The sequence below is a fragment of the Curtobacterium sp. 458 genome (assembly GCF_030406605.1).
Classification (GTDB): Bacteria; Actinomycetota; Actinomycetes; order Actinomycetales; family Microbacteriaceae; genus Curtobacterium.
Map to the genome: position 1 here is coordinate 3,579,515 of NZ_CP129104.1, position 26,027 is coordinate 3,605,541.

Genomic DNA, 26,027 nt, shown 5'->3' on the forward strand with positions numbered 1-26,027 from the left:
GAAAGCCCCGCGGTTCCGGAGAACGGCGGGGCTTTCGATGGTGGATCTGAGGGGACTCGAACCCCTGACCCCCTGCATGCCATGCAGGTGCGCTACCAGCTGCGCCACAGACCCGTTGGGTGTTGCTTCGTGTTCCCGGTTCCCCGGAGGCACCATAGAAGCGTACACCATGCGAACGCCCGGGAACGAAATCGTCACCGCCACCCGGGCGCGTCGTGCCTCGGTACGGGTCAGCCCTGTTCGACGGGCAGTTCGAGCGGGATCGTCGGGCAGTCCGCCCAGAGGCGCTCGAGGGAGTAGTACTGACGGTCTTCCTCGTGGAAGACGTGCACGACGATGTCCCCGAAGTCGATGAGCACCCAGCGTCCCTCGGAGCGGCCCTCACGACGCAGCGGCTTCGCGCCGGCCTCGATGAGACGCTCCTCGACCTCGTCGGCGATCGACAGGACGTTGCGCTCGTTCCGGCCGGTCGCCAGGAGGAACACGTCCGTCAGCTGGAGCGGCCCGGTCACGTCGAGTGCGACGAGGTCCTCGGCCTGCTTGGCGTCGGCCGCGGTCGCGGCGATCTGCACGAGTTCGAGTGCGCGTGAGGAGGCGGGCACGCAGGTCCTTCCGGTCGTCGCCCGACGTCGTGCCGGGCTGGGGTGCCGAGGGGATCGGCCCCGTCATCATAGGTCAGACGTCGGACACCGGCCAGCCGGCTCCGACGCGTTCGGCATCGCCCGGACGGCTCAGCCGAAGGGGTGGGTCGTGAGGAGCGCGACGATGATCACCGCGGCCGCCGCGACACCGACGGCGCCGACCGAGATCGCGAGGACCATCGGGGTCTTCGACTCCTTCGGCTTCGCCGCCGCGAGGACCACCTGCCGTGTGGAGGTGTGGCTCGACACCGCGCGGCTCGCACGGATCGGGCTGGCATCGGTCTCGGGCTGCTCGTCGTGCTGCTCGAGCAGACGGTCGACCTCCGCGCCGTCGATCGGCCGGTGCGACCCGGTCGAGGAGAGCGACGCCGGCAGGTCGATCGAGCCGGTGAGGATGACCTCGCCGGTGGCGTTCAGCGCACCGGTCGGGTCCGCGAGCGCCGAGTTCGGCAGCACGATCGCGTTCGGGTTCGAGGTGGCGACACGGCGGGTGCCGGTCTCCTCGTCGTGGACCTCGGCGTCGTTCGAGTCGTGTGCGAGCGCCGACCAGTGCCCGGCCGCCGGCTGGAACGCGGTCGTGACGGGCTTCGGTTCGACCGGACGCTGGAACGCCGGCGGCACGCTCGAGGACGCCGCGGGATCGGCGGCGGGCCGCTGCACGGGCGTCTCGTTCGTGTCGTCGTCGAGGGACAGCGGGAAGACCCCGGGCGTCGCGGCGTCCACGGGCGGCAGCTTCGGTGCGATCGGCGCTGCCGGGGACGCTGCCGCGGCAGCGGTCGGCTCGTCCGCGGCCGTCAGTGCGGTGTCGTCGGTCGCTGCGGTGTCGTCCGTCGGTGCAGTGCCCTCGGGCGACGCGGCGTCGGTGTCGGCATCGTGCGGCGCCCAGGTCGAGCGGTGGCGACGGGGCTCCTCGGCGTGCGCGGCGGCTTCCTCGAGGGGCTCGACCGCGTCCGGCGAACCGTCGGCTTCCGTCGCCTGCTGCACGGCAGCCTCGTCCAGCTCGACGGGCGACGCCGCAGCCTCGGCCGGAGCAGCCGTCGGCGCGGACGCGACCGGACCGGGGGTGGACCCGGCGGGCGCGTCGGGCTCGTCCTCGAGGGTGGACACCGAGCCGATGACGTCCTGGACCGTCCGGTCCGACGACTGCGGCGTCGGCGCCTGCAGCGGCACGGGCAGGACGGCCTGGACCTCGGCCTCGCGCATGAGACGCAGCTGACGGCGGGTCAGACCACCCGTACCGGGGACGATCTCGGTCGCGGACGCCGGGGGCACGTCGGGCACGCCGGCCTGTGCGGCTCCGGACGGTGCCGGTGCAACGTGCGAACCAGGCCGACGGCGGGCCTGCTCCGAACGGTCGGTGGACGCGGGTGCGGCGACGGTGGGCGGCGGTGTGGCGGGCTGGCCACCGGCGGCGGCAGCGCGCTCCCGCTCGCGCGCCTGGCGCCGCGACAGTGGCGGCTGCGCGTCGGACGAACTCATGCAACGCTCCGATACAGATGGTGCTTGGAGATGTACTGGACGACCCCGTCGGGCACCAGGTACCAGACGGGGAACCCGCGCCTGACCCGATCGCGGCAGTCGGTCGACGAGATCGCCAGCGCGGGCACCTCGAGCAGGCTGACGTCCCGCTCCGGCAGGCCGGTGATGCTCAGGGCGTGGCCTGGGCGCGTCACGGCGACGAAGTGCGCGAGGTCCCAGAGGCCATCATGGTCTTTCCAGTCGAGGATCTGCTGAACGGCGTCCGCGCCCGAGATGAAGACCAGCTGCGCGTCCGGCCGCTGCTCGTGGAGGTCGCGCAGGGTGTCCACCGTGTAGGTCGGACCCGGTCGGTCGATGTCGACCCGACTGACCGTGAACATCGGGTTCGACGCGGTCGCCACGACCGTCATGAGGTACCGGTGCTCGGCGTCCGTGACGTCGGACTTCATGTACGGCTGACCGGTGGGGACGAACACCACCTCGTCGAGGTCGAACGCACGCGCGACCTCGGACGCTGCCACGAGGTGGCCGTGGTGGATGGGGTCGAACGTGCCACCCATCACACCGATGCGCGGCCGCCCCGAGCTCTCGAGCATGGGGTGACGGATCAGAGCTTCGTGTGGCCGAACTCGTCGACGCCGGTCTCGTGGTGGCGAGTGGCCTCGAACTTGTGCGAGTGGCGGTAGGCGACGTCACGGAAGCTCCACGTCACGAACCCGAGGAACGCGAAGAAGAGGGCACCGACGAGCGGGAAGACGTACGCGGGGACCCCGGAGGCGTTCTCTGCGGCTTCGGCGAGGAGGGTCATCGTCATGTGCTCCGTTCGGTCGGTGGAAAGACGCCGTTCAGTCTAGCCGCGGATCTGGCCCTGACCGCGCACGATCCACTTGGTGCTCGTGAGTTCGGGCAGGCCCATCGGCCCCCGGGCGTGCAGCTTCTGCGTGGAGATGCCCACCTCTGCCCCGAAGCCGAACTCGCCGCCGTCCGTGAACCGGGTGGAGGCGTTCACCATCACGACCGCCGAGTCGACGCCGGCGAGGAACCGCTCCGCCGTGTCGACGTCGTTCGTCACGATCGACTCGGTGTGGTGCGTCGACCAGGTCGCGATGTGCGCCATCGCTGCGTCGACGTCCGGGACGACGCGGATAGAGAGGTCGAGGTCCATCGACTCCGTCGCCCAGTCGGCGTCGGTCGCTCGGAGCACGCCCGGCACGATCGTCCGGGTGGCTTCGTCACCGCGGAGGGTCACCCCGGCAGCGCGGAGCCGGTCGGCGAGCACCGGCAGCAGGCGTCCCGCGGCCCGTTCGTGCACGAGGAGGGTCTCGAGGGCGTTGCACACGCTCGGCCGCTGCACCTTGCTGTTGAGCACGATGTCGACGGCGCGGTCCTCCGGAGCGGACTCGTCGAGGAAGACGTGCACGACGCCGGCTCCGGTCTCGATGACGGGCACCTGCGACTCCGTGACCACCGTCTGGATGAGCGACGCGCTCCCCCGCGGGATCAGCACGTCGACGAGCCCCCGGGCCCGCATGAGCTCCGTCGCGCCCGCGCGACCGAACTCGTCGATCGTCTGGACCAGCTCGCGCGGCAGCCCGACCGAGGCCACCGCGTCCTGGATGCGCGCGACGAGCACGGCGTTCGTGCGCTGCGCCGCCGACCCACCCCGGAGCACGACGGCGTTGCCGCTCTTCAGCGCCAGGCTCGCGATGTCGACGGTGACGTTCGGCCGCGCCTCGTAGATGGCGCCGACGACGCCGAACGGCACCCGCACCTGGGTCAGCTGCAGGCCGTTCGGCAGCACCGAGCCGCGGACGTTCTGCCCGACCGGGTCCGTCAGACCGACGACGTGCTCGACGGCGACGGCGAGGGCGTCGATCCGTGCCGCGTCCAACCGGAGGCGGTCGAGCAGGCCCGACGACAGCCCGCCGTCCTCCCCCGCGACGAGGTCCTCGTGGTTGGCCCGGACGATCTCGTCCGTCGCGGCGCGCACCGCCGCGGCGATCGCGCCGAGCGCCACGTCCTTGACGGCCGTGGTCGCGGTCGCGAGCACCGACGCCGCGTCGCGTGCGGCGACGAGCTTGTCGGTCAGGGTCGGAGCGGGTGCGGTCAGCGACATGGCTCGATCATAGGTCCGCCTCCCCCGCGATGACGTGGTGGGTCGTACGCCTGTGGATCCGGCCTGGAGGCGCGCCGCGGGTGCAGGGATCGCCGCACGTCGTTCGCGTCCCGACACGGGCGAGCGGCACTCGCGACCGGCGGGTCGGTCGGTCACGACACGCCGCGTGCGTGGCGCGGGGCGGGCGGGAACGGTCGCTCTCCGGTCGCGGAACCGACGCATGGTGCCCATCCGCCGGACGCACCCGGGCGCGCCGGGGCCGCGCCGCGCCTCCAGGCCGCACCGGGCCGCACCCGGGCGCCAGCCGCGCACCTACGCGCGCGGCGCCGCCTCGAACCAGGTGCCGACGTCCTCGCCCGCCAGTGCCGACGCCACCAACGACGTCGCCGTCACGAGCACCGACGTCCCGGCGTCCGCCGCGAGCCGAGCGGCCGCGACCTTCGTGCCGGCACCCCCGGTCCCGACGCCCGCGGCACCGATCGACCCGAACGTCACCCCCGCGAGCTCGTCGCCGTACGGGACGTGCTCGATCGGCTCCGCGCCGGGCTGCTGCGGCGGCTTCGTGTAGAGCGACTCGACGTCGGAGAGCAGCACGAGCGCGTCGGCCCCGAGCAGCCGGGCGACGAGCGCCGCGAGCCGGTCGTTGTCACCGAAGCGGATCTCGTGCGTCGCGACGGTGTCGTTCTCGTTGACGATCGGCAGCACCCGCAGCGCGAGCAGCCGGTCGATCGCCCGCTGCGCGTTCACCCGGTGCGTGGGGTTCTGGAGGTCACCGGCGGTCAGCAGGATCTGCGCCGCGACGACCCCGTGCCGGTCGAGCTCCTTCTGGTACCGGAACATCAGCACGTTCTGTCCCGTCGCCGCCGCGGCCTGCTGGGTCGCGAGGTCGTCGGGGCGCCCCTCGAGCCCGAGGAACGGGAACCCGGTCGCGATGGCGCCCGACGAGACCAGCACCACCTCGGTGCCGCGGGCGTGGGCGGCACCGAGCGCGTCGACGAGGGCGCCGATCTGCCCGACGTTGTCGCCGCTCACGGAGGACGACCCGACCTTCACGACGAGTCGTCGCGCACCCGGGATGTCAGCACGCGAGCGCACCCGGCCCAGGTCGGTGTCGGTCGCCTCGGTCATGCCCCGGTCAGTCCTTGCCCTCGTGGTGGCGCTCGACCTCGCCGGAGAACGGGTCGGCGTCGTCCGCGTCGTCGTCCGCCCAGAGGCCGGAGATGCGCTCCTGCTCGAGCTCGGCGCGCGCGGCGGCCTTGGCGTCCATGCGCTCGAAGTACTCCTCGCGGCGCTCGTTGCGGGTCGGTCGCGAGGTCGCGCCGATGCGGGAGTCCGTGCCGCGTGCACTCGTGATGAGCTCGGCGGTCGAGGTGAGCGTCGGCTCCCAGTCGAAGACCGTGCCGCCGTCGCCGCCGATGACCACCGTGGAGCCCGCGACAGCCCCGGCCTTGAAGAGGCCGTCCTCGACACCGAGCTTGGCGAGGCGGTCGGCGAGGTAGCCGATCGCCTCCTCGTTGGTGAAGTCGGTCTGCTGCACCCAGCGCTCGGGCTTGGCGCCGCGGATGCGGTAGAAGCGGTGCTCCTCGCCGCCCTCGGCCCGGACGGTGAAGGGGACCTCGTCGACGGCCTTCGGGCGGAGGACGATGCGCTCCGGCTGCGGCTCGACGGCGCGCTCGGCACGGGCGCGCTCGACGATGTCGGCGAGGGCGAAGGTCAGTTCGCGGAGGCCCTTGTGCGAGGCCGTGGAGATCGGGAAGACGCGGTAGCCGCGGCCCTCGAGCTCGGCGCGCACGAAGTCGGCGAGCTCCGCGGCGTCCGGCACGTCGATCTTGTTCAGCGCGACGAGCTGCGGACGCTCGAGCAGCGGCACCTGGCCCTCCGGGACCGGGTAGCGCTCGAGCTCGCCCAGGATGACGTCGAGGTCGCTGATCGGATCACGACCCGGGTCCATGGTGGCGCAGTCGATGACGTGGAGCAGGGCCTCGCAGCGCTCGACGTGGCGGAGGAACTCGAGCCCGAGGCCCTTGCCCTCCGACGCACCCTCGATGAGGCCGGGGACGTCGGCGACGGTGAAGCGGGTGGAACCGGACTCGACGACGCCGAGGTTCGGCGTGAGGGTCGTGAAGGGGTAGTCGGCGATCTTCGGCTTCGCGGCGGAGACCGCGGCGATCAGCGAGGACTTGCCGGCGCTCGGGAACCCGACCAGGGCGACGTCAGCGATCGTCTTCAGCTCGAGGCTGACGTCGCCGGACTCACCCGGGGTGCCGAGGAGCGCGAACCCGGGCGCCTTGCGCTTCGTCGTCGCGAGCGCCGCGTTCCCGAGACCGCCCTGACCACCGGCGGCCACGACGACGCGCATGCCGGGCTCGGTCATGTCGGCGACGACCTCGCCGCGCTCGTCGTGCACGACGGTGCCGATCGGGACGGGGAGCTCGAGCGTCTCGCCGCTGATCCCGCTCCGCATGTCACCCATGCCCGGCTGGCCGTTCTTCGACGAACGGTGCGGGGACCGGTGGTAGCCGAGCAGCGTCGTCACCTGGGGGTCGGCGACGAGCACGATGTCGCCACCGTCGCCGCCGTTGCCGCCGTCCGGGCCGGCGAGGGGCTTGAACTTCTCACGGCGGACCGACACGCAGCCGTTGCCGCCGTCCCCCGCGCTGAGGTGCAGGGTCACGCGGTCGACGAAGGTCGCCATGGGTCCACTCCTTGGTGTTGCAAAAGAGAACGGGAGGGGCGGGCACGTGGCCCGCCCCTCCCGCAGAGTCAGATCGTGGGTCGCTTACGCAGCGCCGACGATGTTGACGACCTTGCGGCCGCCCTTGGTGCCGAACTCGACCGAACCGGCCGAGAGGGCGAACAGCGTGTCGTCGCCACCGCGGCCGACGTTGGCGCCCGGGTGGAAGTGCGTGCCGCGCTGGCGGACGATGATCTCGCCGGCGTTCACGACCTCGCCACCGAAGCGCTTCACGCCGAGGCGCTGTGCGTTCGAGTCACGACCGTTGCGAGTGGAGCTCGCACCCTTCTTGTGTGCCATCTTCTACTCCCGCCTTACGCGATCTCGGTGATCTTGACGCGGGTGAGCTCAGCGCGGAAGCCCTGGCGCTTCTTGTACCCGGTCTTGTTCTTGAACTTCTGGATGACGACCTTCGGGCCGCGGAGGTCCTCGAGCACCTCGGCGGTGACGGTCACGTTCGCGAGCTCGGTCGCGGCCGACGTGATGGTGTCACCGTCCACGAGGAGCACCGGAGCGAGCTTGATCTTGCCCTTGTCGTCGGCCTTGGCACGGTCGATCGTGAGGATCGTGCCGACCTCGACCTTCTCCTGACGGCCGCCGGCGCGCACTACTGCGTAAACCACGTGGAATTCCTTACGTACTCTGCTTGAGGGAAGTCTCGGGTGCCCACTGCTGCACGAGCGGCTCCCGGGGAGGCCGGGCCCGATCGGCGACGCAGGCAGAACGGCCCGCTGACACCAGGGATCGAGAATACTCGATCCGACCGGGTCCGGTCAAACGGCGACACACGTACCATTGGCGGGTGACCGTCCTGATCGACCCGCCGACGTGGCCTGCGCACGACACACTGTGGTCGCACCTCGTCAGTGACGAATCGTACGACGAACTGCACGCCTTCGCGAGTGCCGCCGGTCTCCCCCGTCGCGGGTTCGACCACGACCACTACGACGTGCCGATGGCCCGCTACGACGAGCTCGTGGCCGCCGGAGCGACCCCGGTGACCGGTCGGGAGCTCGTGCTCCGGCTCATCCGCAGCGGCCTCCGGGTGGCGCAGCGGGACAAGCGCCCGTCCTGAGGCGGCCGCCCGTCCTGCGGGACGGCGCCCGGACGCGCACGGCTCGACTCCGGCGCCGGCCTGGAGGCGCGGGTCAGCGCCGCCACGCCCGCCGGGACGTGCGCGTGGTCGCGTCAGCGCTGCGGCGGCACCCAGGGGTTCGCGGGCGGCTGCTGCTGCCCGACGGGCGGCTGCTGCGTGATCGGCGGCTGCTGCTGCCCGCCGGGCGGCGCGTACGGATTCGGCTGCTGCTGCCCGCCGGGCGGCGCGTACGGGTTCGGCTGCTGCTGGGGGCCTCCCGCGCCCTGGACGGTGGCCGCGGGCACGGCATCGGGCTGCCGGAGCGTCCCGGGGGCACCCAGCGGCCGCCGCGTACCGCCCCGCGGGCGTCCGAGCCACAGCCACGCGGCCGTCGTCGTGGCCACGAGCATGAGCGTCAGCGGGAGGCCACTCTGCAGCGGCACCGTCACGATGCTCGTCACGAGTCGAGCTGCCCCGAACCCGCGGACCGCGCCGAACGCGCCGGTGAACACCCCGACGAGCGCGAGCGCGATCGTCCCCGCTGCCCCGGCGAGCACGGCACGCAGGAGGATCACGGGCAGCGGACTCCGCCGTGCGACCGGCACCAGGAACGCGAGTGCGAGGAACGCCCCGACGTGGAACGGCAGGGGTGCGAGGAAGACCCCGTGCACGAACCCCGCGACGATGCTGTCCCCCGCGCCGTAGCGCGCGAACGGGCTCACCACGAGGGAGGTGCCGAGGAGCCCGACGAGTCCGGACACGAACTCGACCACGATCACCGAGACGACCGCGATGAGCGCACCCGTCGTGTTCGTCACGGACGCGCCCGGAGCGAACGCGCGCCGGGGGTCGCCGGTCGGACGGCGACGCTGCGGGGGTGCCGGCGGCGCGTACGGCACACCGGTCGACGGCCCCGGCCCGGGCCCGGGCACCGGCGCGGGCTGCTGCCAGCCCACGCCGTAGTACCCGCGGTCGTGCTGCCCCGGGTCCCCCGCGTTCGTCACGCTCAGTTCCCCACGATCACGGCGCCGTCCTCGGGCGCGTCGCCCTCGGTGGACGCCGGTGCGCTGATGCTCGGCGACGACACCCGTCGGGAGCGCGAGCGGCCCTGACCGGGCTGCTTCGGCTCCGGGAGCGCGTTGAGGACCGAGTCGAGCAGCGACTCCGCGTCCGCTGCGGGCACGGCGCGGGGCTCGCGCTTCGTGACGGCGACGGGGATGTCGAGGATCGCGACGGTGTTCTCGGTCGGGGTCACCGGGGCGCTCGAGCTGACCCGACGACGGACCGGGGCGGTCGAAGCCGGGGCAGCCTCGGCGCTCGGTGCCGCCGCGACGGGGGCGTCCGCGACCGGAGCGGCATCGGCCGACGCGTCCGCGTCCGCACTCGACGACGTCGACTCGCCGACGGCCACGGCCCCGGACTCGTCGACGGACGTCGAGACACCGGTGACCTGCGGCTCGCCGCCGCTGCGGCTGCCACGACGACGACGGCGCTTCGGAGCACCCGAGGACTCGGCGGGAGCCTCGGACGACGACGACGAGGACGAGGACGTCGACGAGGCGGGTGCCTCCGGAGCGGACTCCGGCGTGGCCGGGTCCGCGACACCGGTGACGGCGACGCCGGTCACAGCGGCGGCCTCGGCGGCTGCGCGCTCCTCGTGCGGCAGGGTCGACGCCGCGATGCGGGACAGCGCGTTCTTCACGTCGTCGGTGATCTGGTGGGTCTGCGAGCCGTGGCCGTTCGACGAGGAACCGCCGTTGCCGTTCGAGCCACCGTTGCCGTTGCCGTTGCCACCGTTGCCGTTCGACCCGCCGCCGTTGGTGCCGCGGCTCTTCCGACGACCCTTCGAGGGGCCGGGGTCGGCGTTGTTGTCGTTGACCTTCGCGTTGACCTCCTCGAGCGACTCGCGGAGCCCGACGCCGATCTTCTTGCGGGTCATCTGCACGAGGCCGAGCGAGGTGACCTCGGCGACCTGGTGCTTCGTGCGGTCGCGGCTCAGGCACTCGACGAGTCGACGCAGCACGAGGTCGCGGTTCGACTCGAGCACCATGTCGATGAAGTCGACGACGATGATGCCACCGATGTCCCGCAGACGGAGCTGACGGACGATCTCCTCGGCGGCCTCGAGGTTGTTCTTCGTGACGGTCTCCTCGAGGTTGCCGCCGGACCCGACGAACTTCCCCGTGTTGACGTCGACGACCGTCATGGCCTCGGTGCGGTCGATGACGAGCGAACCACCGGAGGGCAACCAGACCTTGCGGTCGAGGGCCTTCTCGATCTGCTCGTTGAGGCGGTACTCCTCGAAGGAGTCCGGGCCGTCGTAGATCTCGACGCGGTCCTTGAGGTCCGGCGCGACGGCGTCGAGGTAGTCCTCGATGGTCCCGCGTGCGGCGTCGCCGTCGATGATGAGCTTGGTGAAGTCCTCGTTGAAGACGTCCCGCACGATCTTGACGAGCAGGTCGGGCTCGGAGTGCAGCATGACCGGCGCGTGCCCGTTCGCGACCTTCTTCTGGATCGCCTCCCACTGGCTCGTGAGGCGCTGCACGTCGCGGGTGAGCTGCTCCTCGGTCGCGCCCTCGGCAGCCGTGCGGACGATGACGCCGGCGTGCTCGGGGAGGACCTCCTTGAGGATCTTCTTCAGGCGCGCACGCTCGGTGTCGGGCAGCTTGCGGGAGATCCCGTTCATCGAGCCGTTCGGCACGTAGACGAGGTAGCGACCCGGCAGCGAGACCTGCGAGGTCAGGCGGGCACCCTTGTGGCCGACCGGGTCCTTCGTGACCTGGACGAGCACCTTGTCGCCGGGCTTGAGCGCCGACTCGATGCGCCGACCGTGGCTGGTGTCCACGGAGTTCCAGTCGACCTCGCCCGCGTAGAGCACGGCGTTGCGACCGCGGCCGATGTCGACGAACGCCGCCTCCATCGAGGGCAGCACGTTCTGCACCTTGCCGAGGTAGACGTTGCCGATGAGCGACACGTTGTGCGACTTCGTCACGTAGTGCTCGGCGAGCACGCCGTCCTCGAGGACGCCGATCTCGATCTTCTGCGAGCTGGAGCGCACGATCATCTGGCGGTCGACGCTCTCGCGGCGGGCGAGGAACTCGTCCTCGGTGATCACCTGACGGCGACGGCCGGCGTCACGGCCGTCGCGCCGGCGCTGCTTCTTGGCCTCGAGTCGCGTCGACCCCTTGATGCGCTGCGGTTCGGTGATGAGCTCCGGCTCGCGCTCGCGCTCGCGCTCGCGCTCACGACGGCGCGGCTCGGCCTGCTCGGCGGCACCACCGAACGAGCTGCCCCCGCGACGGCGGGAACGGCGACGGCCGCCGCCCTGCTCGTCCTCGTCGTCCTCGGGAGCCGAGCGGGGCGCACGCTGCGGCAGGTCCGGGAGGACCGGCGCGTGGAAGATCAGGCTCGTCGTGCTGGTCGCGCGGGGGACGAACGGCTCGTCCGCAGGCTCCGCCGGACTGGAGGCACTGCTCGCGTCCGCCGCGGCGGTCACGTCCGTCTCCGGTGTGGCGGCGACCGCCGTGGCGGCGTCGTCCGTGGCGACCACCGGCAGGTCGCCGGTGAGGGTGCTCACGTCGTGCGGCTCGTCACCGCCCGCCGTCGCCTCGACCGCGACCGACACCGCGGGTGCCGCGTCGTCGGTCAGCGCGACGGTCTCGGTGCCGACCTCCGCCGGAGCGTCGGCGACGGGCGCCTCCGCGGCCGACGCGGCGACGGCCTGCGAGCCGGCCGCCTGCTCGACGGGGGCCGACTGCTCGACGTCACCCCGGGCCTCCAGGTCGGCCGAGCGGGCTCGGCGACCGCCGAACAGGCGGCTCCGGCGCTTCGGCGTCTCGTCGTTCTTCGTGTTGTCGTTGTTGTTCTGCTCCACCATGGAACTGGTGCACTCCTCGGCCCCGCTCGCGCCCTGTCGGGCGGCGGGAATTCTCGTGTGGCGGGTGGCGTCCACGCCCCCGTGCTCGTTGTCGTTCGCGACCGGTCCGCGGCAACTTGTGGTGCGTCCGCGCCCGTTCGTCCCCGGGCACCCGGCCCGGGCTTCGCGGAGCGTCGGAGTGACGCGTGTTCCGGTCGCGGCACGCTCTCACCGTGCCTGTTCGGTCCGGGACCAGCCCGGAAAGCTCACGCCGCGTGACCGTGTCCGGTCGTGCGACCTCACCATCATCGCATGCCCCTCACGGAAACGACCGGATCGCGCGTGCGATGATGACCGCGTGAGCACGCCGCGTACCCTCCACCGCCGTCCGATCGCGATGGGGGTGTTCCTGCTCGTGACCGGCGTCGTCGGGCTGTACGCGTCCTTCCGACTCGTGCTCGACGAGTTCGCGAAGTACGAGAACCCGAAGACCGCCCTGTCGTGCGACGTCAACGTGTTCGTGAACTGCTCCGACGTGATGACGAGCGCGCAGGGGCACCTGCTCGGCTTCCCGAACCCGCTCCTCGGTGTGATGGGCTTCGTCGCCCCGATCGCCGTGGCGGTCATGCTGCTCGCCGGCTTCCGGAACGGATCCCGGTGGTTCTGGGTCGTGTTCAACGCGGGGGTGTTCCTCGCCTGGGTCTTCGTGACGTGGCTGTTCACGCAGACCGTGTGGTTCATCGGGGCCCTCTGCCCGTGGTGCATGCTCGTGTGGTCGATGACGATCCCGATGTTCTGGGTGTTCACGATCTGGAACGCCGCACAGGGCCGCTTCGGCGCCGGGGTCCAGCGCGTCGGCAAGATCCTGCTGCCGTTCTGCTGGGCGTTCCCGCTCGCGAACTACCTCGTCATCGCGGTCTCGATCATCATCGTCTTCCCGCGCATCTTCCAGAGCTTCTAGGCAGGATCGACCCCTCTCGGTGACACGTCACCGGATTCGTGGGGCCTTCCCAGCCAGGACGGCCGATCCACGCCGCCGGGGCACCTACGCTCGGGAACGATGAGTGACGACCAGGGCAAGAAGGCGCGGCGGGCCGAGGCACGGGAGCGTGCCCGGATCGCTCGCGAGAAGCAGCAGGCGCGCAGGCGCCGCAACCGCACGCTGACGATCAGCGGCATCATCGTGGGTGGCCTCGCGGTCGTCAGTGCGATCGTGCTGGTCATCGCGAACTCGGTGCAACCGGCGGGCCCGGGTCCGGCGAACATGGCGAGCGACGGCATCGTGCTGCACGGCGTCGACGGGAAGATCGAACCGGTCACGACGAAGGCGATCCCCGAGGGCGGGAAGCCGACACCGACGAAGCAGGACGACTCGGTGGCGAACATCACCGTGTACTCGGACTACATGTGCCCGTACTGCAACCAGTTCGAGACCGCCCAGATGTCCCAGATCCAGCAGTGGGTCAAGGACGGTTCGGCGACGCTCGAGCTGCACCCCTTCAACCTGCTCGACCGGGTGTCACAGGGTTCGAAGTACTCCACGCGTTCCGCCGCCGCGGCCGCGTGCGTCGCGAACGACGACCCGGACGACTTCCTCGCGTACAACACCGCGCTGTACGCGAACCAGCCGTCGGAGAACACCCGCGGCCTGACGAACGACGAGCTCGCGTCCCTGGCGGCGAAGGCCGGGGCAACGAGCAAGGACGTCGCGACGTGCATCACCGACCAGAGGTTCGCCGGGTGGGTCGCGGACGCCACCGACCGGGTGCTCAACGAGAAGCTCCCGAACTCGTCGCTCGACAAGCTGACCGGGACGCCGACCGTCATCGTCAACGGGAAGCAGTACAGCGGCTCGCTCACCGACACCGACGCGTTCTCGGCGTTCGTGCTGCAGAACGGCGGCAAGGCGTAAGGGCCAGCACCCCGCACTTCCACGAGCAGCCCCTGCGCCGTCCCCCATGGACGGCACAGGGGCTGCTCGCTGCGGGCGGCGAGCAGCGGGCCCGGAGCAGCCAGCGGCGGGCGGCAGGCGGCAGGCGGCAGGCGGCGGGCGGACCGAGTGACGGGTCCTCCCCGGACGCTCTTGGCCGTTCCGGTTCGCGAACCCCGGACTCGGCACACCCCATCGGCCAGGAGCGGAACCGAACTCGCCTCCGCTCCATCGGTCCGTCGGCTCCGCCCCGGCGCCGATCGGCCGGGCCGGCAGTCCGCGGCCGGCCGGTGCATCGCTGCCGCGTGCACGACGCCCCCGCTCCGGTCCGGAGCGGGGCGTCGTGTCCGTCGTGCGGGTCCTACTTCGCGGCGGCGTCGATCTTCGTGATGACGTCCGTGAGGTTCGCGAGCTTCTCGCCGTTCACGACGACGGTCGGCGTCCCGAAGCCCTGCGTGCCCTGCAGCGCGGGGTCGGCGAGCACGGCGTCGGTGGTCTTCGTCACCCAGCCCTTGAACTGCTCGGTCGACAGGCACTCCGAGAGCTTCGAGCCGGTCGCTCCGCCCTTCTTGACCAGGTCCGCGATCTGGTCGTTCGTGAGGCCCTTCGTGCCCTCCTCAGGCTGGTTGTCGAAGAACTGCGTCTGGACGTCCAGGAACTTGTCCGGGTCGTAGTTCGCGACGCACATCGCGGCGTTCGCGGCCCGGCTGGCGTACCGCGAGTTCTGGTAGTTGCGGTCGAGGATCGACACCGGGTGGATCGCGAGGGTGGCGTCGCCGGACTGCACCTTGTCGAGGATCTGGTCGGCGTACGCGGCCTCGAACTGCTTGCACACCGGGCACGCCCAGTCGACGTACTCGACGACGGAGGCCGCCCCGTCGGCGTTCGCCGTCGGTGCGGGCGAGGCGGTGGCGTTCGCCGCCACGGCGCCGGTCTCCACGGGGGTGACCTTGCCGTCCTTGCCCGTGAACTGGATCGCGCCCGTGATCATGTTCTTCGGACCCGTCGCGGAGACGGTGTTCGCGCTGTTCACGTTCACCACCACGATCGCGACGATGGCCGCGATCGCGATGATGCCCAGGCCGATGCCACCCTGCAGGAACCACTTGTTGCGACGCTTGCGACGGCGCTCCGCCTCGGCGCGCTGGCGGGCGACGTCACGTGCGTGGGCGCGCCGCTCGTTCTTGGTCGGTCGGTCGTTGTTCGTCATGCCGTTCGCTCCTGCGGTCGCGCGTGTCGGTCGTCGCTCACGCGAACCAGAGGCCGAGCTCACGGGCCGCGGACTCGGTGGAGTCCGAGCCGTGCACGAGGTTCTGCTGGACCTTGAGGCCCCAGTCGCGGCCGAGGTCACCGCGGATGGTGCCGGGCGCGGCCGAGGTCGGGTCGGTGGTGCCGGCGAGCGAGCGGAAGCCCGCGATGACGCCGTTGCCCGCGACGCGGACCGCGACGACCGGGCCGGACTGCATGAACTCCACGAGCGGCTCGAAGAACGGCTTGCCCTGGTGCTCCTCGTAGTGCGCGTCGAGCAGGTCACGCGGCGCGGTCAGCATCTTGAGGTCGACGATCTCGTAGCCCTTGGCCTCGATCCGACGGAGGATCTCGCCGGTGAGCTGGCGGGCGACGCCGTCGGGCTTGACGAGGACCAGGGTCTCTTCGAAGTCGGACATGCAGAACTCCTTGACGGGGTCGTGGGGTGGTGGTCAGCCCTCGCCGGCAGCGGCTCGTCGTGCGGCGTTCTGCCGGTCGAGCTGACCGCCCTTGACGAAGCAGTAGACCCACAGCGCCAGGAACACCGCGCCCACCGCGAACATGAACGGTTCGATGAAGCCGGTGGCGAGGATGGCCGCCTGCAGCAGCCACCCGAACCATACACCGGCGCGGTTGCCGGTCAGCCGCGAGGCCAGCGCCAGCACGACGATCGCGCCGATGCCGCCGCCGAACGCCACGGCCGGCGGCAGCGTCTGCTTCCCGAACGTCACGAGCATCGGGAAGAAGAACATCACGGCCTCGAGTCCGAGGGTGATCGCGAGCAGGCTCTCGCGGGCGCCGCGGTCGCGCCGCGGCTTCCGCTGACGGACCGGCCTGGAGGCGCGGTTCGGCTCGGTCACTTCGTCGCGCCGTCCGCGTGCACCAGGTCCATGACCGCGCCCACCATCACGATGGAACCGGCGACGAGGACGAGCGCGTCCTCGGCCTCCGCCTCGTCCGCGAGGTCCCGGGCCTCCTGGAGCGCCTGGTCGAGCGCCGGTTCGACGACGACTCGGTCGGCGCCGACCTCGTCGACCACGATGCGGGCGAAGGCGTCGGCATCGAGCGCCCGCTCCCCCGGCGGCTGGGTGACGACGAAGGTCTGCACGGTGTCCTTGAGCGCCCGGACGAACCCGCGGGCGTCCTTGTCGCCGAGGATCCCGACGACGCCGACGACGTGCTCGGAGGGGAACGCCACCGGCAGCGCGTCGGCGAGGGCCTTGGCTCCGTGCGGGTTGTGCGCGGCGTCGACGACGACCACGGGGTCCTGCGCGATGGGCTGGAGGCGCCCGGGGCTCGTCGCCGCGGCCAGCCCCTCGGAGAGCACGTCCTCGTCGAGCGCCTGCGAGCCGCGCCCGAGGAACGACTCGACGGCGGCGATCGCGACGGCGGCGTTGTGGGCCTGGTGCGCGCCGAACAGCGGCACGAACAGGTCGTCGTAGGTGCCGGCGAGGCCCTGCACGCTGACGAGTTGCCCACCGACCGCGGGCGTGTCGCTCGTGACCCGGAAGCCGGTGCCCTCGACCGACAGCGTCGACTCGGTGAGCTCGGCGGCCCGTTCGAGCTCGGCGAGGGCGTCCGGCGTCTGTGCACTCGACACGACCGCGGAGGACGGCTTGATGATGCCGGACTTCGTGCGGGCGATCTCGGCGACGGTGCTGCCGAGCTGCTTCGCGTGGTCCATCGCGATCGGGGTGAACACCGCGACCTGGCTCTGCACGACGTTCGTGGAGTCCCACTCGCCGCCCATGCCGACCTCGATCACGGCGACGTCGACGGGCGCCTCGGCGAAGCACGCGAGCGCGAGGACGGTCAGCGCCTCGAAGAACGTCAGCGGCAGCTCGCCCTTCGCCGTGAGCTCCTCGTCGGTCATCTCGAGGATCGGCGCGATGTCGTCCCAGTTCTCGACGAACCGGTCCGCGGCGATCGGCTCGCCGTCGACGACGATGCGCTCCCGGATCGACACCAGGTGCGGGCTCGTCATGAGCCCGGTGCGGAGGCCGTGGGCGCGGACGATGCTCTCGGTCATCCGGGCGGTCGACGTCTTGCCGTTCGTGCCGGTGATGTGGATCACGGGGTAGGACAGGTGCGGGTCGCCGAGGAGCTCGACCGCGCGTCGGGTCGCGCTCAGCCGGTGCTCGGGCGCCTGCTCGCCGATCCGGGCGTAGAGGGCCGCCTGGACGCGGCGGACCTCGTCGTCGTCCCCGTCGACCGGGGACGGGTCGACCGGCGCCGGGCTCGCGGGCCCCGCGGGGATCTCGATGCCCTCGGCGTTCTCGTCGTCGTACTCGTGCTCGTTCTGGTCGCTCATGCGCGTGCCACCTCCACGGACACCGTCGCTGCCTCGCCGACGTCGGTCGTCGTCGCGCCCGCGGCGAGCGGGACGACCTCGACCGCGGTCGCGAGGGTCTCCCCCGCGATGAGGTCGCGGTGCACCCGGACCGCCTCGGCGGCGTCGTCGGACACCCCCAGCGTCAGGGTGATGCGGTCGCTGACGTCGAGGTCGGCGTCGCGGCGGGCCTGCTGGACGGCACGGACGACGTCGCGCGCCAGGCCCTCGGCCTCGAGCTCGGGGGTCGTCACGGTGTCGAGGACGACGAAGCCGCCGCCGTCGAGGAACGCCACCGCCACCGAGTCGTCGGCCACGGTGAGGTCGAGCGAGTACTCGCCCGCGACGAGGTCGATGCCGCCGACCGTCACGCCGACGTCCGTCGCGACCCAGTCGCCGCGCTTCGCCGCCGGGATCACCTGCTGCACCTGCTTGCCGATGCGCGGGCCGGCGGCGCGGGCGTTGACGGTCAGCTTCCGCTCGATGCCGTACTGCGCCAGCGACTCCTCGGCCTGCTGTTCGAGCACCACGCGCTTGACGTTGAGCTCGTCGCGGAGGATGTCCGCGAAGGGCTCGACCGCCGCCGGGTCCGGGACGACGAGCGTGAGCGTCGCGAGCGGCAGTCGGACGCGCTTGCCGGTCGACTTGCGGAGCGCGAGGCCCTTCGAGGCGACGTCGCGCACGCGGTCCATCGCGGCGACGAGGGCGTCGTCCGCGGGGAACTCGTCGGCCGACGGGAAGTCCTCGAGGTGCACCGACCGGCCGCCGGTGAGGCCCTTCCAGACCTCCTCGGTGACGAGCGGTGCGAGCGGCGCCGCGACGCGTGTGAGGGTCTCGAGCACGGTGTAGAGCGTGTCGAACGCCGCCCGGGCCTCGGGGCTCGACGCCGCACCGGCCCAGAACTTGTCGCGCGAGCGTCGCACGTACCAGTTCGTGAGCACGTCGGCGAAGTCGCGGACGGCCTGCGCGGCGAGCGGGGTGTCGAGGGCGTCGAGGTGCGCCGTGACGTCCGCGACGAGCACGCGGGTCTTCGCGAGCAGGTACCGATCGAGCACGTCGGTGCTCGCGGTGCTTCGCTGTGCCCCGTACCCCTCGGATGCTGTTGCGCCGGACTCCCCCGACGCGTTCGCGTAGAGGGTGAAGAAGTAGTAGGTCGACCAGAGCGGGAGCAGGAACTCGCGCACGCCCTGACGGATCCCCTCTTCCGTGACGACGAGGTTGCCGCCGCGGATCACCGACGACGACATGAGGAACCAGCGCATCGCGTCGGCGCCGTCGCGGTCGAACACCTCGGAGACGTCCGGGTAGTTGCGGAGCGACTTCGACATCTTCTGCCCGTCGGAGCCGAGGACGATGCCGTGACTGATGACGTTGCGGAACGCCGGGCGGTCGAACAGCGCGGTGGACAGCACGTGCATCACGTAGAACCAGCCGCGCGTCTGCCCGATGTACTCGACGATGAAGTCGGCCGGGTTGTGCGCCTCGAACCACTCCCGGTTCTCGAACGGGTAGTGCACCTGCGCGTACGGCATCGACCCGGAGTCGAACCAGACGTCGAACACGTCGGTGATCCGGCGCATCGTCGACTTCCCCGTGGGGTCGTCGGGGTTCGGTCGGGTGAGGTCGTCGATGAACGGACGGTGCAGGTCGACCTCGCCCTCGGCGTTCAACGGCAGCCGGCCGAAGTCGCGCTCGATCTCCTCGAGCGAACCGTAGACGTCCGTACGCGGGTACGCCGGGTCGTCCGACTGCCACACCGGGATCGGCGTGCCGAAGTACCGGTTGCGGGAGACCGACCAGTCGATCGCGTTCCCGACCCACTTGCCGAACTGGCCGTCCTTGACGTTGTCCGGCACCCAGTTGACGTCCTGGTTGAGCTCGCCCATGCGGTCGCGGAAGTCGGTGACCCGGACGAACCACGACGAGACGGCCTTGTAGATGAGCGGCTTGCGGCAGCGCCAGCAGTGCGGGTAGCTGTGCTCGTAGGACGCCTGGCGGAGCAGGCGCCCGGCATCGCGCACGGCCTTGGTGAGCGGCTTGTTCGCGTCCGACCACAGCATGCCGGCCACCTCGCCGAACTGCGACGTGAACACACCGCCCTCGTCGAGCGACAGCACCACGGGGATGCCCGCGGCCGCGCAGACCTCCTGGTCGTCGGCGCCGTAGGCCGGAGCCTGGTGCACGATGCCCGTGCCCTCGCCCGTCTCGACGTACTCGGCGACGAGCACTCGCCACGCGTTCTCGTACCCTTCCTGGTCGGCCAGGTGGTCGAACAGCCGCTCGTACTCGACGCCGGCGAGCTCGGCGCCGGCGACCGTGCGGAGCACGGCGGCGAGCGCGTCGTCCGCGCTCTCGTAGCCGAGGTCCTTCGCGTGCGCGGCCACGGTGTCGGACGCGAGGAGGTACGTGGCCGAGCCGGCGGCACCACCGTCAGCCGCGCCTCCCGGCCCTGCAGGGACGACCGCGTACGCGATCGCCGGACCGACCGCGAGGGCCGCGTTCGTCGGGAGCGTCCACGGGGTCGTCGTCCAGGCGAGCGCACGGACCCCGCTGAGGTCGAGCGCCTCGGCGCGGGTCCCGCGCAGCGGGAACGCGACCGTGACGGACTGGTCCTGCCGCGACTGGTAGACGTCGTCGTCCATGCGCAGCTCGTGGTTCGACAGCGGTGTCTGGTCGTTCCAGCAGTACGGCAGGACTCGGAAGCCCTCGTACGCCAGGCCCTTGTCCCAGAGCTGCTTCCAGGCCCAGAGCACGCTCTCCATGAACGTGACGTCGAGGGTCTTGTAGTCGTTCTCGAAGTCGACCCAGCGAGCCTGGCGGGTCACGTACCGCTGCCACTCGTCGGTGTACTGCAGGACGCTCTTCTTGGCGGCCGCGTTGAAGACGTCGACGCCCATCTCGTCGATCTCGTGCTTCTCGGTGATGCCGAGCTGCCGCATCGCCTCGAGCTCGGCGGGCAGGCCGTGCGTGTCCCAGCCGAAGCGGCGGTGGACCTGCTTGCCGCGCATGGTCTGGTAGCGCGGGAAGACGTCCTTCGCGTACCCGGTGAGCAGGTGCCCGTAGTGCGGCAGGCCGTTGGCGAACGGCGGGCCGTCGTAGAACGTCCACTCCGGGCAGCCCTCGCGCTGGTCGATGGACGCCTGGAACGTCGCGTCGCCCTTCCAGAAGGCGAGGATCCCCTGCTCGACGGCGGGGAAGGACGGGGACGGCGTGACGCCGGCTGCTGTGTCGTCTGCAGGACGGTTGAGGGGGTAGCGCACCGTGGGCTCCTGTGGGTTCGGTTCGTCTCCACGAGGACGGAGCGTGCTCCGCGGTACCACCTCGCTTGCCGGACACCGCTCGCGCTGCGTCCGACCGCTCGTTCGCCGGAAGGGGTGCGGTCCGGTCCGCCCGGTTCTACTGCCGGCCGTCGGTCGTGCCGACTGCCGGGTTCCTCCGGAGGCTCCCCGGTGATGGCCGGTTCGACGCCTGCTGGGACGAGTCTACCCGAGCGGAGCATGCTGGAGCGATGCCCTCCTCCGATGAGCCTGAGCGCCCCGAATCGCTCCTCACCGTCATCATCGCGTTCGCCGCGAACCTGCTCGTCGCGATCGCCAAGACCGTCGCCTCGCTGATCTCCGGGTCGGCGTCCATGACCGCCGAGGCCGCGCACTCGTGGGCGGACACCGGCAACGAGATCTTCCTGCTCGTGGCCGAGCGTCGCGGCGCCAAGCCCCGGGACACGAAGCACCCGCTCGGCTACGGCCGCGAGACCTACATCTGGTCGATGTTCGCCGCGTTCGGCCTGTTCACCGCGGGCGCCGTGGTGTCGATCTGGCACGGCATCACCGAGCTCGGCGAGACCGGCCCCGCCGAGGACCTCCTGCTCAACTACCTCGTGCTCGGCGTCGCGTTCCTGCTCGAGGGCACGAGCTTCGTGCAGGCGTACCGCCAGGCGCACGGAGCCGCCACGAAGCGCCGCGTCCCGGTGCTCCGCCACGTGCTGCAGTCGTCGAACCCGACGCTCCGGGCGGTGTTCGCGGAGGACGCCGCGGCGCTCATCGGCCTCGTGATCGCGTTCCTCGGCGTCTTCCTGCACCAGGTCACCGGGCTCGCGGTGTTCGACGCGATCGGCTCCATCGCGGTCGGGCTGCTGCTCGGCGTCGTGGCGATCGTCCTCATCGAGCGGAACCGCCGCTTCCTGGTCGGCGAGGCCACGTCGCCGGAGCTCGAGGACGCGGTGCTGTCCGAGCTGCTCCGCCGTGACGAGGTCGAGCGGGTCACCTACCTGCACCTCGAGTTCGTCGGACCGTCGCGGGTGTTCCTCGTGGCCGCCGTCGACCTGACCGGCAACGAGGACGAGGACCACGTGGCCGTGCGGCTGCGACGGGTGGAGGCGTCGTTGGAGGAGAGCCGGTACATCGAGGAGGCGGTGCTGACGTTGAGCATCCCCGGTGACGAGTCGCTCGTGTCCCGTGGTGACGGCGAGGTCCCCGCGACGGTTCGGGACGGCACGGTGGAGGACGTCGCGGCGGGCGGGGCCGGCACCCTGCGGACCGAGCGGTAGGAACACCGAGCGGTGGGAACACCGCGCGGGAGGAGCACCGAGCGGGAGGGGCGCGGCGGGCACCACCCGCCGCGCGCCGCCGGCGGTCAGCGCTCGTCGACCAGGGCGGTGCGCCCGTCCCGCACCCGGACGGCAGCGTCGCCCCGGACCACCCACACCCGCAGGAAGTCCACCCGGAACGTCGTGAACCGACCCGGCTCGTCGGCGAGCAGGCGACTGAGCGCAGGACGCAACGGGAACCGCTCGTCCGCTCCGGCGACGACGACCCCGAAGTCCCCGCGCGCCGCCGCGTCCGTGGACGCACGACGTCCGGTCCAGTGCGAGAACGCGGCACGCGGCGACCCCGCGACGAGGATGCGGTCGTCCGACGGCACACCGCGGTGGTCGAGTGCGGCGCTCAGCCGGGCGAACCCGGTCTCCCGACTCTCGGCGACGGTGCGGACCACGACCACGGCGGGGAGCACGGTGGCGGCGACGGCCACGAGTGCGACGACGGTCGTCCACGGAGGGCGCAGCCGGGCGGCCCGGACGAGCCCGGTCGCCGCGAGCGCGATCGTCCAGGGCATCCACGCGTCGTAGTAGTACGGCAGGGCGACCTGTGCCGTGCAGTAGAAGACCACCAGGGCGGCGAGGGCGGTGCCGAGCACGCCGACGAGCGGGTCGGGCCGGACCAGCACGGCGGCGAGGAGCCCGAGCACGAGCACGACGACGGTCGGCCAGCCGACCCCCTCGACGACCCGGGCGGCGTTCGCCCACCAGGGCGCGAACTGGTACTGGCGGCCGAGCAACGTCGTCGTGTGACCGTTCACGTCGTGCGCCGTCTGGAACGCCAGCATGAACCGGATCGCCCGGACCCCACCGACCGGCAGGTAGACCGCCGCGAAGACGACGAGGAAGGACACCGCGGCGACCGGCGCGCCGATCGCGTACGCGCGCCACCGTCGGTGGAGGGCGGGCAGCGCGGCGATCGCGAGGAACACGACCGCGGTGGACACCTTCGACGTCACGGACAGGGCGAACAGCGCACCGGACAGCGCCCACCACCCCGCGGCCCGCCACCGACCGTGGTCGTCGTCCGACTCCCGGGTCACCGCGTGCCACGCGACCGCGACGGCAGCCACCGCGAAGAAGACCATGAGCGGCTCGAGCAGCGCCAGTCGGTCGATCCGCACGCCGGCACCGGAGGCCACGTCGGCCCAGGTGGCCGCGGCCGCGCGCGGGGTGCACCACCACCACCCCGCGGCCAGGAGCGCACCCCAGAACCCGATCGGTCGACGCAGCCAGGCGAAGAGCACGACCCCGGTGCCGAACGAGGCCGTGGCCGCGACGACGCGAGCTGCGCCGACGCCCTCGCCGAGGACGAGCTGCGCGAGACCGTAGAGGTACTTCGCCGTGGGCGGGTGCTGCAGGTTGCCGGTCAACGCCCCGTGCACGTACTGCCACCCGGCTCCGGCGTAGGTGAACTCGTCCACGTACTCGGTCTGTCGCCCGAGGTTCGCGTACGCGACGTACACCCCGGCGACCACGACCACGACCAGCGCGACGGCCCTGGCCGCGGTGCGGCGTTCAGGGCTGCGGAGGACGAGGTGCACGGCGCTCGATCGTAGTGACCAGCCCGGGGCCGTGGCCCGTGGCAGAGCAGTGCGTTCCCGCGGAAGCGCTCAGGCACCGGCCCGATCGGAGCCGCGCCGAGCGCGTGCCGGACGGACCGGGCTCGCGTGGCGAGCGTGCGTCAGGCGGCGTCGAGGCCGTCCGCGACGGGCGTGAGCGCCGCCGCGACGTACTCGACGAGCGGACCCCTGCCGACGCCGTCACCGACCCACACACCGAACGCCGCCGCGGCCGCACCGAGCATCGCGCCGGACACCGTCTGGGGCCAGAGCGCCCCGGCCCGGTCGCCGGTGCGGCCGGCGACGAACGCCGCGACCGCGCCGTGCTGCTGCATCACCCGTGCGGCGACGCTCGCCACGAGCTCGGGGCCGATCCCCATGACCTCGGCCTGCGCGACGGCCCACGGCACCCGCTCCGGGTCGTGCTGGCGCGCCGCGGCGAGCAGGGCGTCCTCGACGGCACGCACCGGGCTCGGCTCGGCGGACGCGTCGAGCAGCCCGGGGATCGCGGCGACCGCGGCGTCGAGCTCGAGCCACATGACGTCGGACTTCGCGGCGAAGTAGTTGAAGAACGTCGCGCGGCTCACCCCGGCACGTGCGGCGATCTGGTCCACGGTGGTCCGGCCGTACCCCTGCTCGAGGAAGAGCTCCGCCGCAGCGTCGGCGAGGACGTCGGCGCTGGACCGGCGTGGCCGGCCACCGCGGCGAGCACGGTCGTCGTCGCCACGCTCGAGGTCCATGCGCCCAGTAAACCGCTAGACTCGACCAGCCATGAAGTTGGACTCAGTACAGAAAAGCCGCGCGCGCGTCGCGGCCTCCCTGGCGGGCGCCGCCACAATCCTCCTGGCCGTCACCGCCTGCACCGGCGGCGGAGGCGGGTCGACGAGCAGCACGCCGGTCGCGGGCGGGACCCTGGTCTACGCGTCCGGCGACGCCGAACCGACCTGCCTCGACCCGCACGTCGGCGGCAACTACCCGCAGGCGCTGCTGTCCAGTCAGTACATCGAGGAGCTCACCGCGCTCGAGGACGGCCGACCCGTCCCCGCGCTCGCCGAGTCGTGGAAGAGGAGCAGCGACGGCACGACCCTGACCTTCCGGCTCCGCGACGACGTGACCTTCACCGACGGCACCCCGTTCGACGCCGCCGCCGTGGTGGCGAACATCGAGCACGTGCAGGACCCGAAGACCGCGTCGAGCACCGGGTACCTCGCCCTCCAGTCGATCACGAAGGCCACCGCGACCGACGACCACACGGTCACGCTCACCCTGAGCCGTCCGGACAGCGCCCTGCTCGAGTCGTTCTCGCAGCCCTGGGTCGGCATGGAGTCCCCGAAGGCGCTCGAACGCTCGCAGGCGCAGAACTGCGAGTCCCCCGTCGGCACGGGGCCGTTCCGGATCACGGACTGGAAGCACGGCGACCGGGTCACGCTGGAGAAGAACGCCGACTACACGCCCCTCGGCAAGCCGGCCGGCAGCACCACCAAGCCCCGGTTGAACGGCATCACCTGGCGCTTCCTGCCCGACTCGACCTCGCGCTTCGCGGCACTGCAGTCCGGCCAGGTCGACGTCATCGACAACGCCCAGCCCGACCAGATCCGTGCGGCGGGGGCCGGTGGGTCGATCCGCGACCTCGACGCCCCGCGCCCCGGCGCCTCCAACCGCCTCGAGCTGAACTCCGGCCACGGTGTGTTCCAGGACGAAGCGGTCCGCGAGGCCTTCATCCACGGCGCCGACGTCGACCCTGGCATCAAGTCCCTGTTCCTCGGCACCGCGAAGCGCTCGTACTCGCTGCTGTCGAGCGTCGAGCCGTTCGCCTGGTCCGCCGACGGCGAGGAGCTCTTCGACCACGACGCCTCTCAGGCCGGCAAGCTGCTCGACGAGGCCGGGTGGAAGAAGGGCTCGGACGGCATCCGCACGAAGGACGGGAAGCGCCTGACGGTGACGTTCCCGGTGTCGACGAACCAGTCGATCCCCGCCGAGCGCAGCCTGTTCCAGCAGATCCAGGCCTCCGAGAAGGAGGTCGGCTTCGACGTGCAGATCAAGGAGCTCGACCTCTCCAGCTGGTACGCGGCCCTCGCGGCGAACCAGTACGACGTCGTCAGCGCGCCGTACACGAAGGTCGGTGCGGACGTCCTCCGCATCCTCTACGACAGCGCCAGCATCGAGCCGGCCCCCTCGGGCTACTTCGCGAACCTCGCGCAGCTCGACGACCCGACGGTGGACTCGCTGCTGCAGCGCGCCGCACGGACCGCCGACACGCACGACCGCGGCGAACTGTACGAACAGGCGCAGAAGGACATCCTCGCCAGCGCGACCGTCCTGCCCCTCTACGACCAGCAGAACCACTTCCTCGTCGGGGAGAAGGTGCACGACGTGCACACCACGGCCGTCTCGACGCCGTGGTTCGGTTCGGCCTGGATCGACCGCTGACGCGCGCTCACGCGCGGCACGACCGGACTGGAG

Annotated in this window: 23 protein-coding genes and 1 tRNA gene; 5 read left to right on the forward strand and 19 right to left on the reverse strand. The window is 71.7% G+C overall.

Features of this window, described 5'->3' with window-relative positions:
- Positions 1–38: 38 nt before the first annotated feature.
- From QPJ90_RS17200 to rplU, 10 genes are all read right to left on the reverse strand, one after another.
- Positions 39–114 (reverse strand) — tRNA-Ala (locus QPJ90_RS17200).
- A 116-nt stretch (positions 115–230) separates the two neighbouring features.
- Positions 231–602: a ribosome silencing factor gene (rsfS, locus tag QPJ90_RS17205; RefSeq protein WP_058724849.1), complete on the reverse strand. Its 372-nt coding sequence runs from the start codon at positions 600–602 to the stop codon at positions 231–233.
- Between the two features lie 129 nt (positions 603–731).
- Entirely contained in the window at positions 732–2,120 is a 1,389-nt protein-coding gene (locus QPJ90_RS17210; protein WP_290132346.1) for a hypothetical protein, read from the reverse strand.
- The gene (nadD, locus tag QPJ90_RS17215) at positions 2,117–2,716 is read right to left on the reverse strand and encodes a nicotinate-nucleotide adenylyltransferase (protein ID WP_290132347.1); all 600 of its coding nucleotides are present in this window, start codon (positions 2,714–2,716) and stop codon (positions 2,117–2,119) included. The genes QPJ90_RS17210 and nadD overlap by 4 nt, the downstream gene beginning before the upstream one ends.
- A gap of 11 nt (positions 2,717–2,727) precedes the next feature.
- The gene (locus QPJ90_RS17220; protein ID WP_058724852.1) at positions 2,728–2,934 is read right to left on the reverse strand and encodes a hypothetical protein; all 207 of its coding nucleotides are present in this window, start codon (positions 2,932–2,934) and stop codon (positions 2,728–2,730) included.
- Between the two features lie 36 nt (positions 2,935–2,970).
- Positions 2,971–4,236 (reverse strand): glutamate-5-semialdehyde dehydrogenase, encoded by a 1,266-nt coding sequence (locus tag QPJ90_RS17225; protein WP_290132348.1) that lies wholly within the window; start codon positions 4,234–4,236, stop codon positions 2,971–2,973.
- A gap of 312 nt (positions 4,237–4,548) precedes the next feature.
- The gene (proB, locus tag QPJ90_RS17230; protein ID WP_290132349.1) at positions 4,549–5,364 is read right to left on the reverse strand and encodes a glutamate 5-kinase; all 816 of its coding nucleotides are present in this window, start codon (positions 5,362–5,364) and stop codon (positions 4,549–4,551) included.
- 7 nt (positions 5,365–5,371) lie between these two features.
- Positions 5,372–6,931, reverse strand: a complete 1,560-nt coding sequence (obgE, locus tag QPJ90_RS17235) for a GTPase ObgE (protein WP_290132350.1) — start codon at positions 6,929–6,931, stop codon at positions 5,372–5,374.
- A gap of 84 nt (positions 6,932–7,015) precedes the next feature.
- Entirely contained in the window at positions 7,016–7,270 is a 255-nt protein-coding gene (gene rpmA, locus QPJ90_RS17240; protein ID WP_096898671.1) for a 50S ribosomal protein L27, read from the reverse strand.
- A gap of 14 nt (positions 7,271–7,284) precedes the next feature.
- On the reverse strand, positions 7,285–7,593 hold the full coding sequence (gene rplU / locus QPJ90_RS17245) for a 50S ribosomal protein L21 (protein ID WP_058724856.1): 309 nt from the start codon (positions 7,591–7,593) through the stop codon (positions 7,285–7,287).
- A 179-nt stretch (positions 7,594–7,772) separates the two neighbouring features.
- Between rplU and QPJ90_RS17250 the strand changes: the two genes are divergently transcribed.
- Positions 7,773–8,045 (forward strand): DUF4031 domain-containing protein, encoded by a 273-nt coding sequence (locus QPJ90_RS17250; protein WP_290132351.1) that lies wholly within the window; start codon positions 7,773–7,775, stop codon positions 8,043–8,045.
- Between the two features lie 113 nt (positions 8,046–8,158).
- Here the strand turns inward: QPJ90_RS17250 and QPJ90_RS17255 are convergent, their stop codons facing one another.
- Both QPJ90_RS17255 and QPJ90_RS17260 read right to left on the reverse strand, forming a co-directional pair.
- Positions 8,159–9,049, reverse strand: a complete 891-nt coding sequence (locus QPJ90_RS17255; protein ID WP_290132352.1) for a hypothetical protein — start codon at positions 9,047–9,049, stop codon at positions 8,159–8,161.
- 2 nt (positions 9,050–9,051) lie between these two features.
- Complete coding sequence (locus QPJ90_RS17260; RefSeq protein WP_290132353.1) at positions 9,052–11,922, reverse strand: Rne/Rng family ribonuclease; 2,871 nt, start codon at positions 11,920–11,922, stop codon at positions 9,052–9,054.
- Between the two features lie 337 nt (positions 11,923–12,259).
- Here QPJ90_RS17260 and QPJ90_RS17265 point away from each other — a divergent pair, with 337 nt between their 5' ends.
- Both QPJ90_RS17265 and QPJ90_RS17270 read left to right on the forward strand, forming a co-directional pair.
- On the forward strand, positions 12,260–12,862 hold the full coding sequence (locus tag QPJ90_RS17265) for a vitamin K epoxide reductase family protein (protein ID WP_290132354.1): 603 nt from the start codon (positions 12,260–12,262) through the stop codon (positions 12,860–12,862).
- Positions 12,863–12,961: 99 nt separating this feature from the next.
- A complete protein-coding gene (locus QPJ90_RS17270) occupies positions 12,962–13,813 on the forward strand; it encodes a thioredoxin domain-containing protein (protein WP_290132355.1) in 852 nt (283 codons plus the stop codon).
- Between the two features lie 379 nt (positions 13,814–14,192).
- Here the strand turns inward: QPJ90_RS17270 and QPJ90_RS17275 are convergent, their stop codons facing one another.
- From QPJ90_RS17275 to ileS, 5 genes are read right to left on the reverse strand one after another with little or no spacing between them, the layout of a single operon-like run.
- Positions 14,193–15,041, reverse strand: coding sequence for a thioredoxin domain-containing protein (locus tag QPJ90_RS17275; RefSeq protein ID WP_290132356.1), 849 nt, complete (start codon positions 15,039–15,041; stop codon positions 14,193–14,195).
- 37 nt (positions 15,042–15,078) lie between these two features.
- Positions 15,079–15,498: a nucleoside-diphosphate kinase gene (gene ndk / locus QPJ90_RS17280; RefSeq protein WP_175327866.1), complete on the reverse strand. Its 420-nt coding sequence runs from the start codon at positions 15,496–15,498 to the stop codon at positions 15,079–15,081.
- A gap of 33 nt (positions 15,499–15,531) precedes the next feature.
- The gene (locus QPJ90_RS17285) at positions 15,532–15,939 is read right to left on the reverse strand and encodes a DUF4233 domain-containing protein (protein WP_290132357.1); all 408 of its coding nucleotides are present in this window, start codon (positions 15,937–15,939) and stop codon (positions 15,532–15,534) included.
- Entirely contained in the window at positions 15,936–17,390 is a 1,455-nt protein-coding gene (locus QPJ90_RS17290) for a folylpolyglutamate synthase/dihydrofolate synthase family protein (RefSeq protein ID WP_290132358.1), read from the reverse strand. The genes QPJ90_RS17285 and QPJ90_RS17290 overlap by 4 nt, the downstream gene beginning before the upstream one ends.
- A complete protein-coding gene (ileS, locus tag QPJ90_RS17295) occupies positions 17,387–20,668 on the reverse strand; it encodes an isoleucine--tRNA ligase (protein WP_290132359.1) in 3,282 nt (1,093 codons plus the stop codon). The genes QPJ90_RS17290 and ileS overlap by 4 nt, the downstream gene beginning before the upstream one ends.
- A gap of 248 nt (positions 20,669–20,916) precedes the next feature.
- On the opposite strand from ileS, the gene QPJ90_RS17300 reads away from it, so the two are divergent.
- Positions 20,917–21,954 (forward strand): cation diffusion facilitator family transporter, encoded by a 1,038-nt coding sequence (locus QPJ90_RS17300; RefSeq protein WP_290132360.1) that lies wholly within the window; start codon positions 20,917–20,919, stop codon positions 21,952–21,954.
- 86 nt (positions 21,955–22,040) lie between these two features.
- On the opposite strand, the gene QPJ90_RS17305 is transcribed toward QPJ90_RS17300, so the two are convergent.
- Complete coding sequence (locus tag QPJ90_RS17305) at positions 22,041–23,546, reverse strand: hypothetical protein (RefSeq protein ID WP_290132361.1); 1,506 nt, start codon at positions 23,544–23,546, stop codon at positions 22,041–22,043.
- Positions 23,547–23,686: 140 nt separating this feature from the next.
- On the reverse strand, positions 23,687–24,304 hold the full coding sequence (locus QPJ90_RS17310) for a TetR/AcrR family transcriptional regulator (protein ID WP_290132362.1): 618 nt from the start codon (positions 24,302–24,304) through the stop codon (positions 23,687–23,689).
- 31 nt (positions 24,305–24,335) lie between these two features.
- On the opposite strand from QPJ90_RS17310, the gene QPJ90_RS17315 reads away from it, so the two are divergent.
- Complete coding sequence (locus QPJ90_RS17315; RefSeq protein ID WP_290132363.1) at positions 24,336–25,994, forward strand: ABC transporter substrate-binding protein; 1,659 nt, start codon at positions 24,336–24,338, stop codon at positions 25,992–25,994.
- The last annotated feature ends 33 nt before the right edge of the window (positions 25,995–26,027 follow it).

Coding starts and splice junctions, on each gene's coding strand:
- QPJ90_RS17225 (WP_290132348.1), bottom strand. CDS start 4,236: ATGTCGCTGACCGCACCCGCTCCGACCCTGACCGACAAGCTCGTCGCC.
- rpmA (WP_096898671.1), bottom strand. CDS start 7,270: ATGGCACACAAGAAGGGTGCGAGCTCCACTCGCAACGGTCGTGACTCG.
- ndk (WP_175327866.1), bottom strand. CDS start 15,498: ATGTCCGACTTCGAAGAGACCCTGGTCCTCGTCAAGCCCGACGGCGTC.
- QPJ90_RS17300 (WP_290132360.1), top strand. CDS start 20,917: ATGCCCTCCTCCGATGAGCCTGAGCGCCCCGAATCGCTCCTCACCGTC.
- proB (WP_290132349.1), bottom strand. CDS start 5,364: ATGACCGAGGCGACCGACACCGACCTGGGCCGGGTGCGCTCGCGTGCT.
- QPJ90_RS17270 (WP_290132355.1), top strand. CDS start 12,962: ATGAGTGACGACCAGGGCAAGAAGGCGCGGCGGGCCGAGGCACGGGAG.
- QPJ90_RS17290 (WP_290132358.1), bottom strand. CDS start 17,390: ATGAGCGACCAGAACGAGCACGAGTACGACGACGAGAACGCCGAGGGC.
- QPJ90_RS17210 (WP_290132346.1), bottom strand. CDS start 2,120: ATGAGTTCGTCCGACGCGCAGCCGCCACTGTCGCGGCGCCAGGCGCGC.
- QPJ90_RS17260 (WP_290132353.1), bottom strand. CDS start 11,922: ATGGTGGAGCAGAACAACAACGACAACACGAAGAACGACGAGACGCCG.
- QPJ90_RS17220 (WP_058724852.1), bottom strand. CDS start 2,934: ATGACGATGACCCTCCTCGCCGAAGCCGCAGAGAACGCCTCCGGGGTC.
- obgE (WP_290132350.1), bottom strand. CDS start 6,931: ATGGCGACCTTCGTCGACCGCGTGACCCTGCACCTCAGCGCGGGGGAC.
- QPJ90_RS17275 (WP_290132356.1), bottom strand. CDS start 15,041: ATGACGAACAACGACCGACCGACCAAGAACGAGCGGCGCGCCCACGCA.
- QPJ90_RS17315 (WP_290132363.1), top strand. CDS start 24,336: ATGAAGTTGGACTCAGTACAGAAAAGCCGCGCGCGCGTCGCGGCCTCC.
- nadD (WP_290132347.1), bottom strand. CDS start 2,716: ATGCTCGAGAGCTCGGGGCGGCCGCGCATCGGTGTGATGGGTGGCACG.
- QPJ90_RS17310 (WP_290132362.1), bottom strand. CDS start 24,304: ATGGACCTCGAGCGTGGCGACGACGACCGTGCTCGCCGCGGTGGCCGG.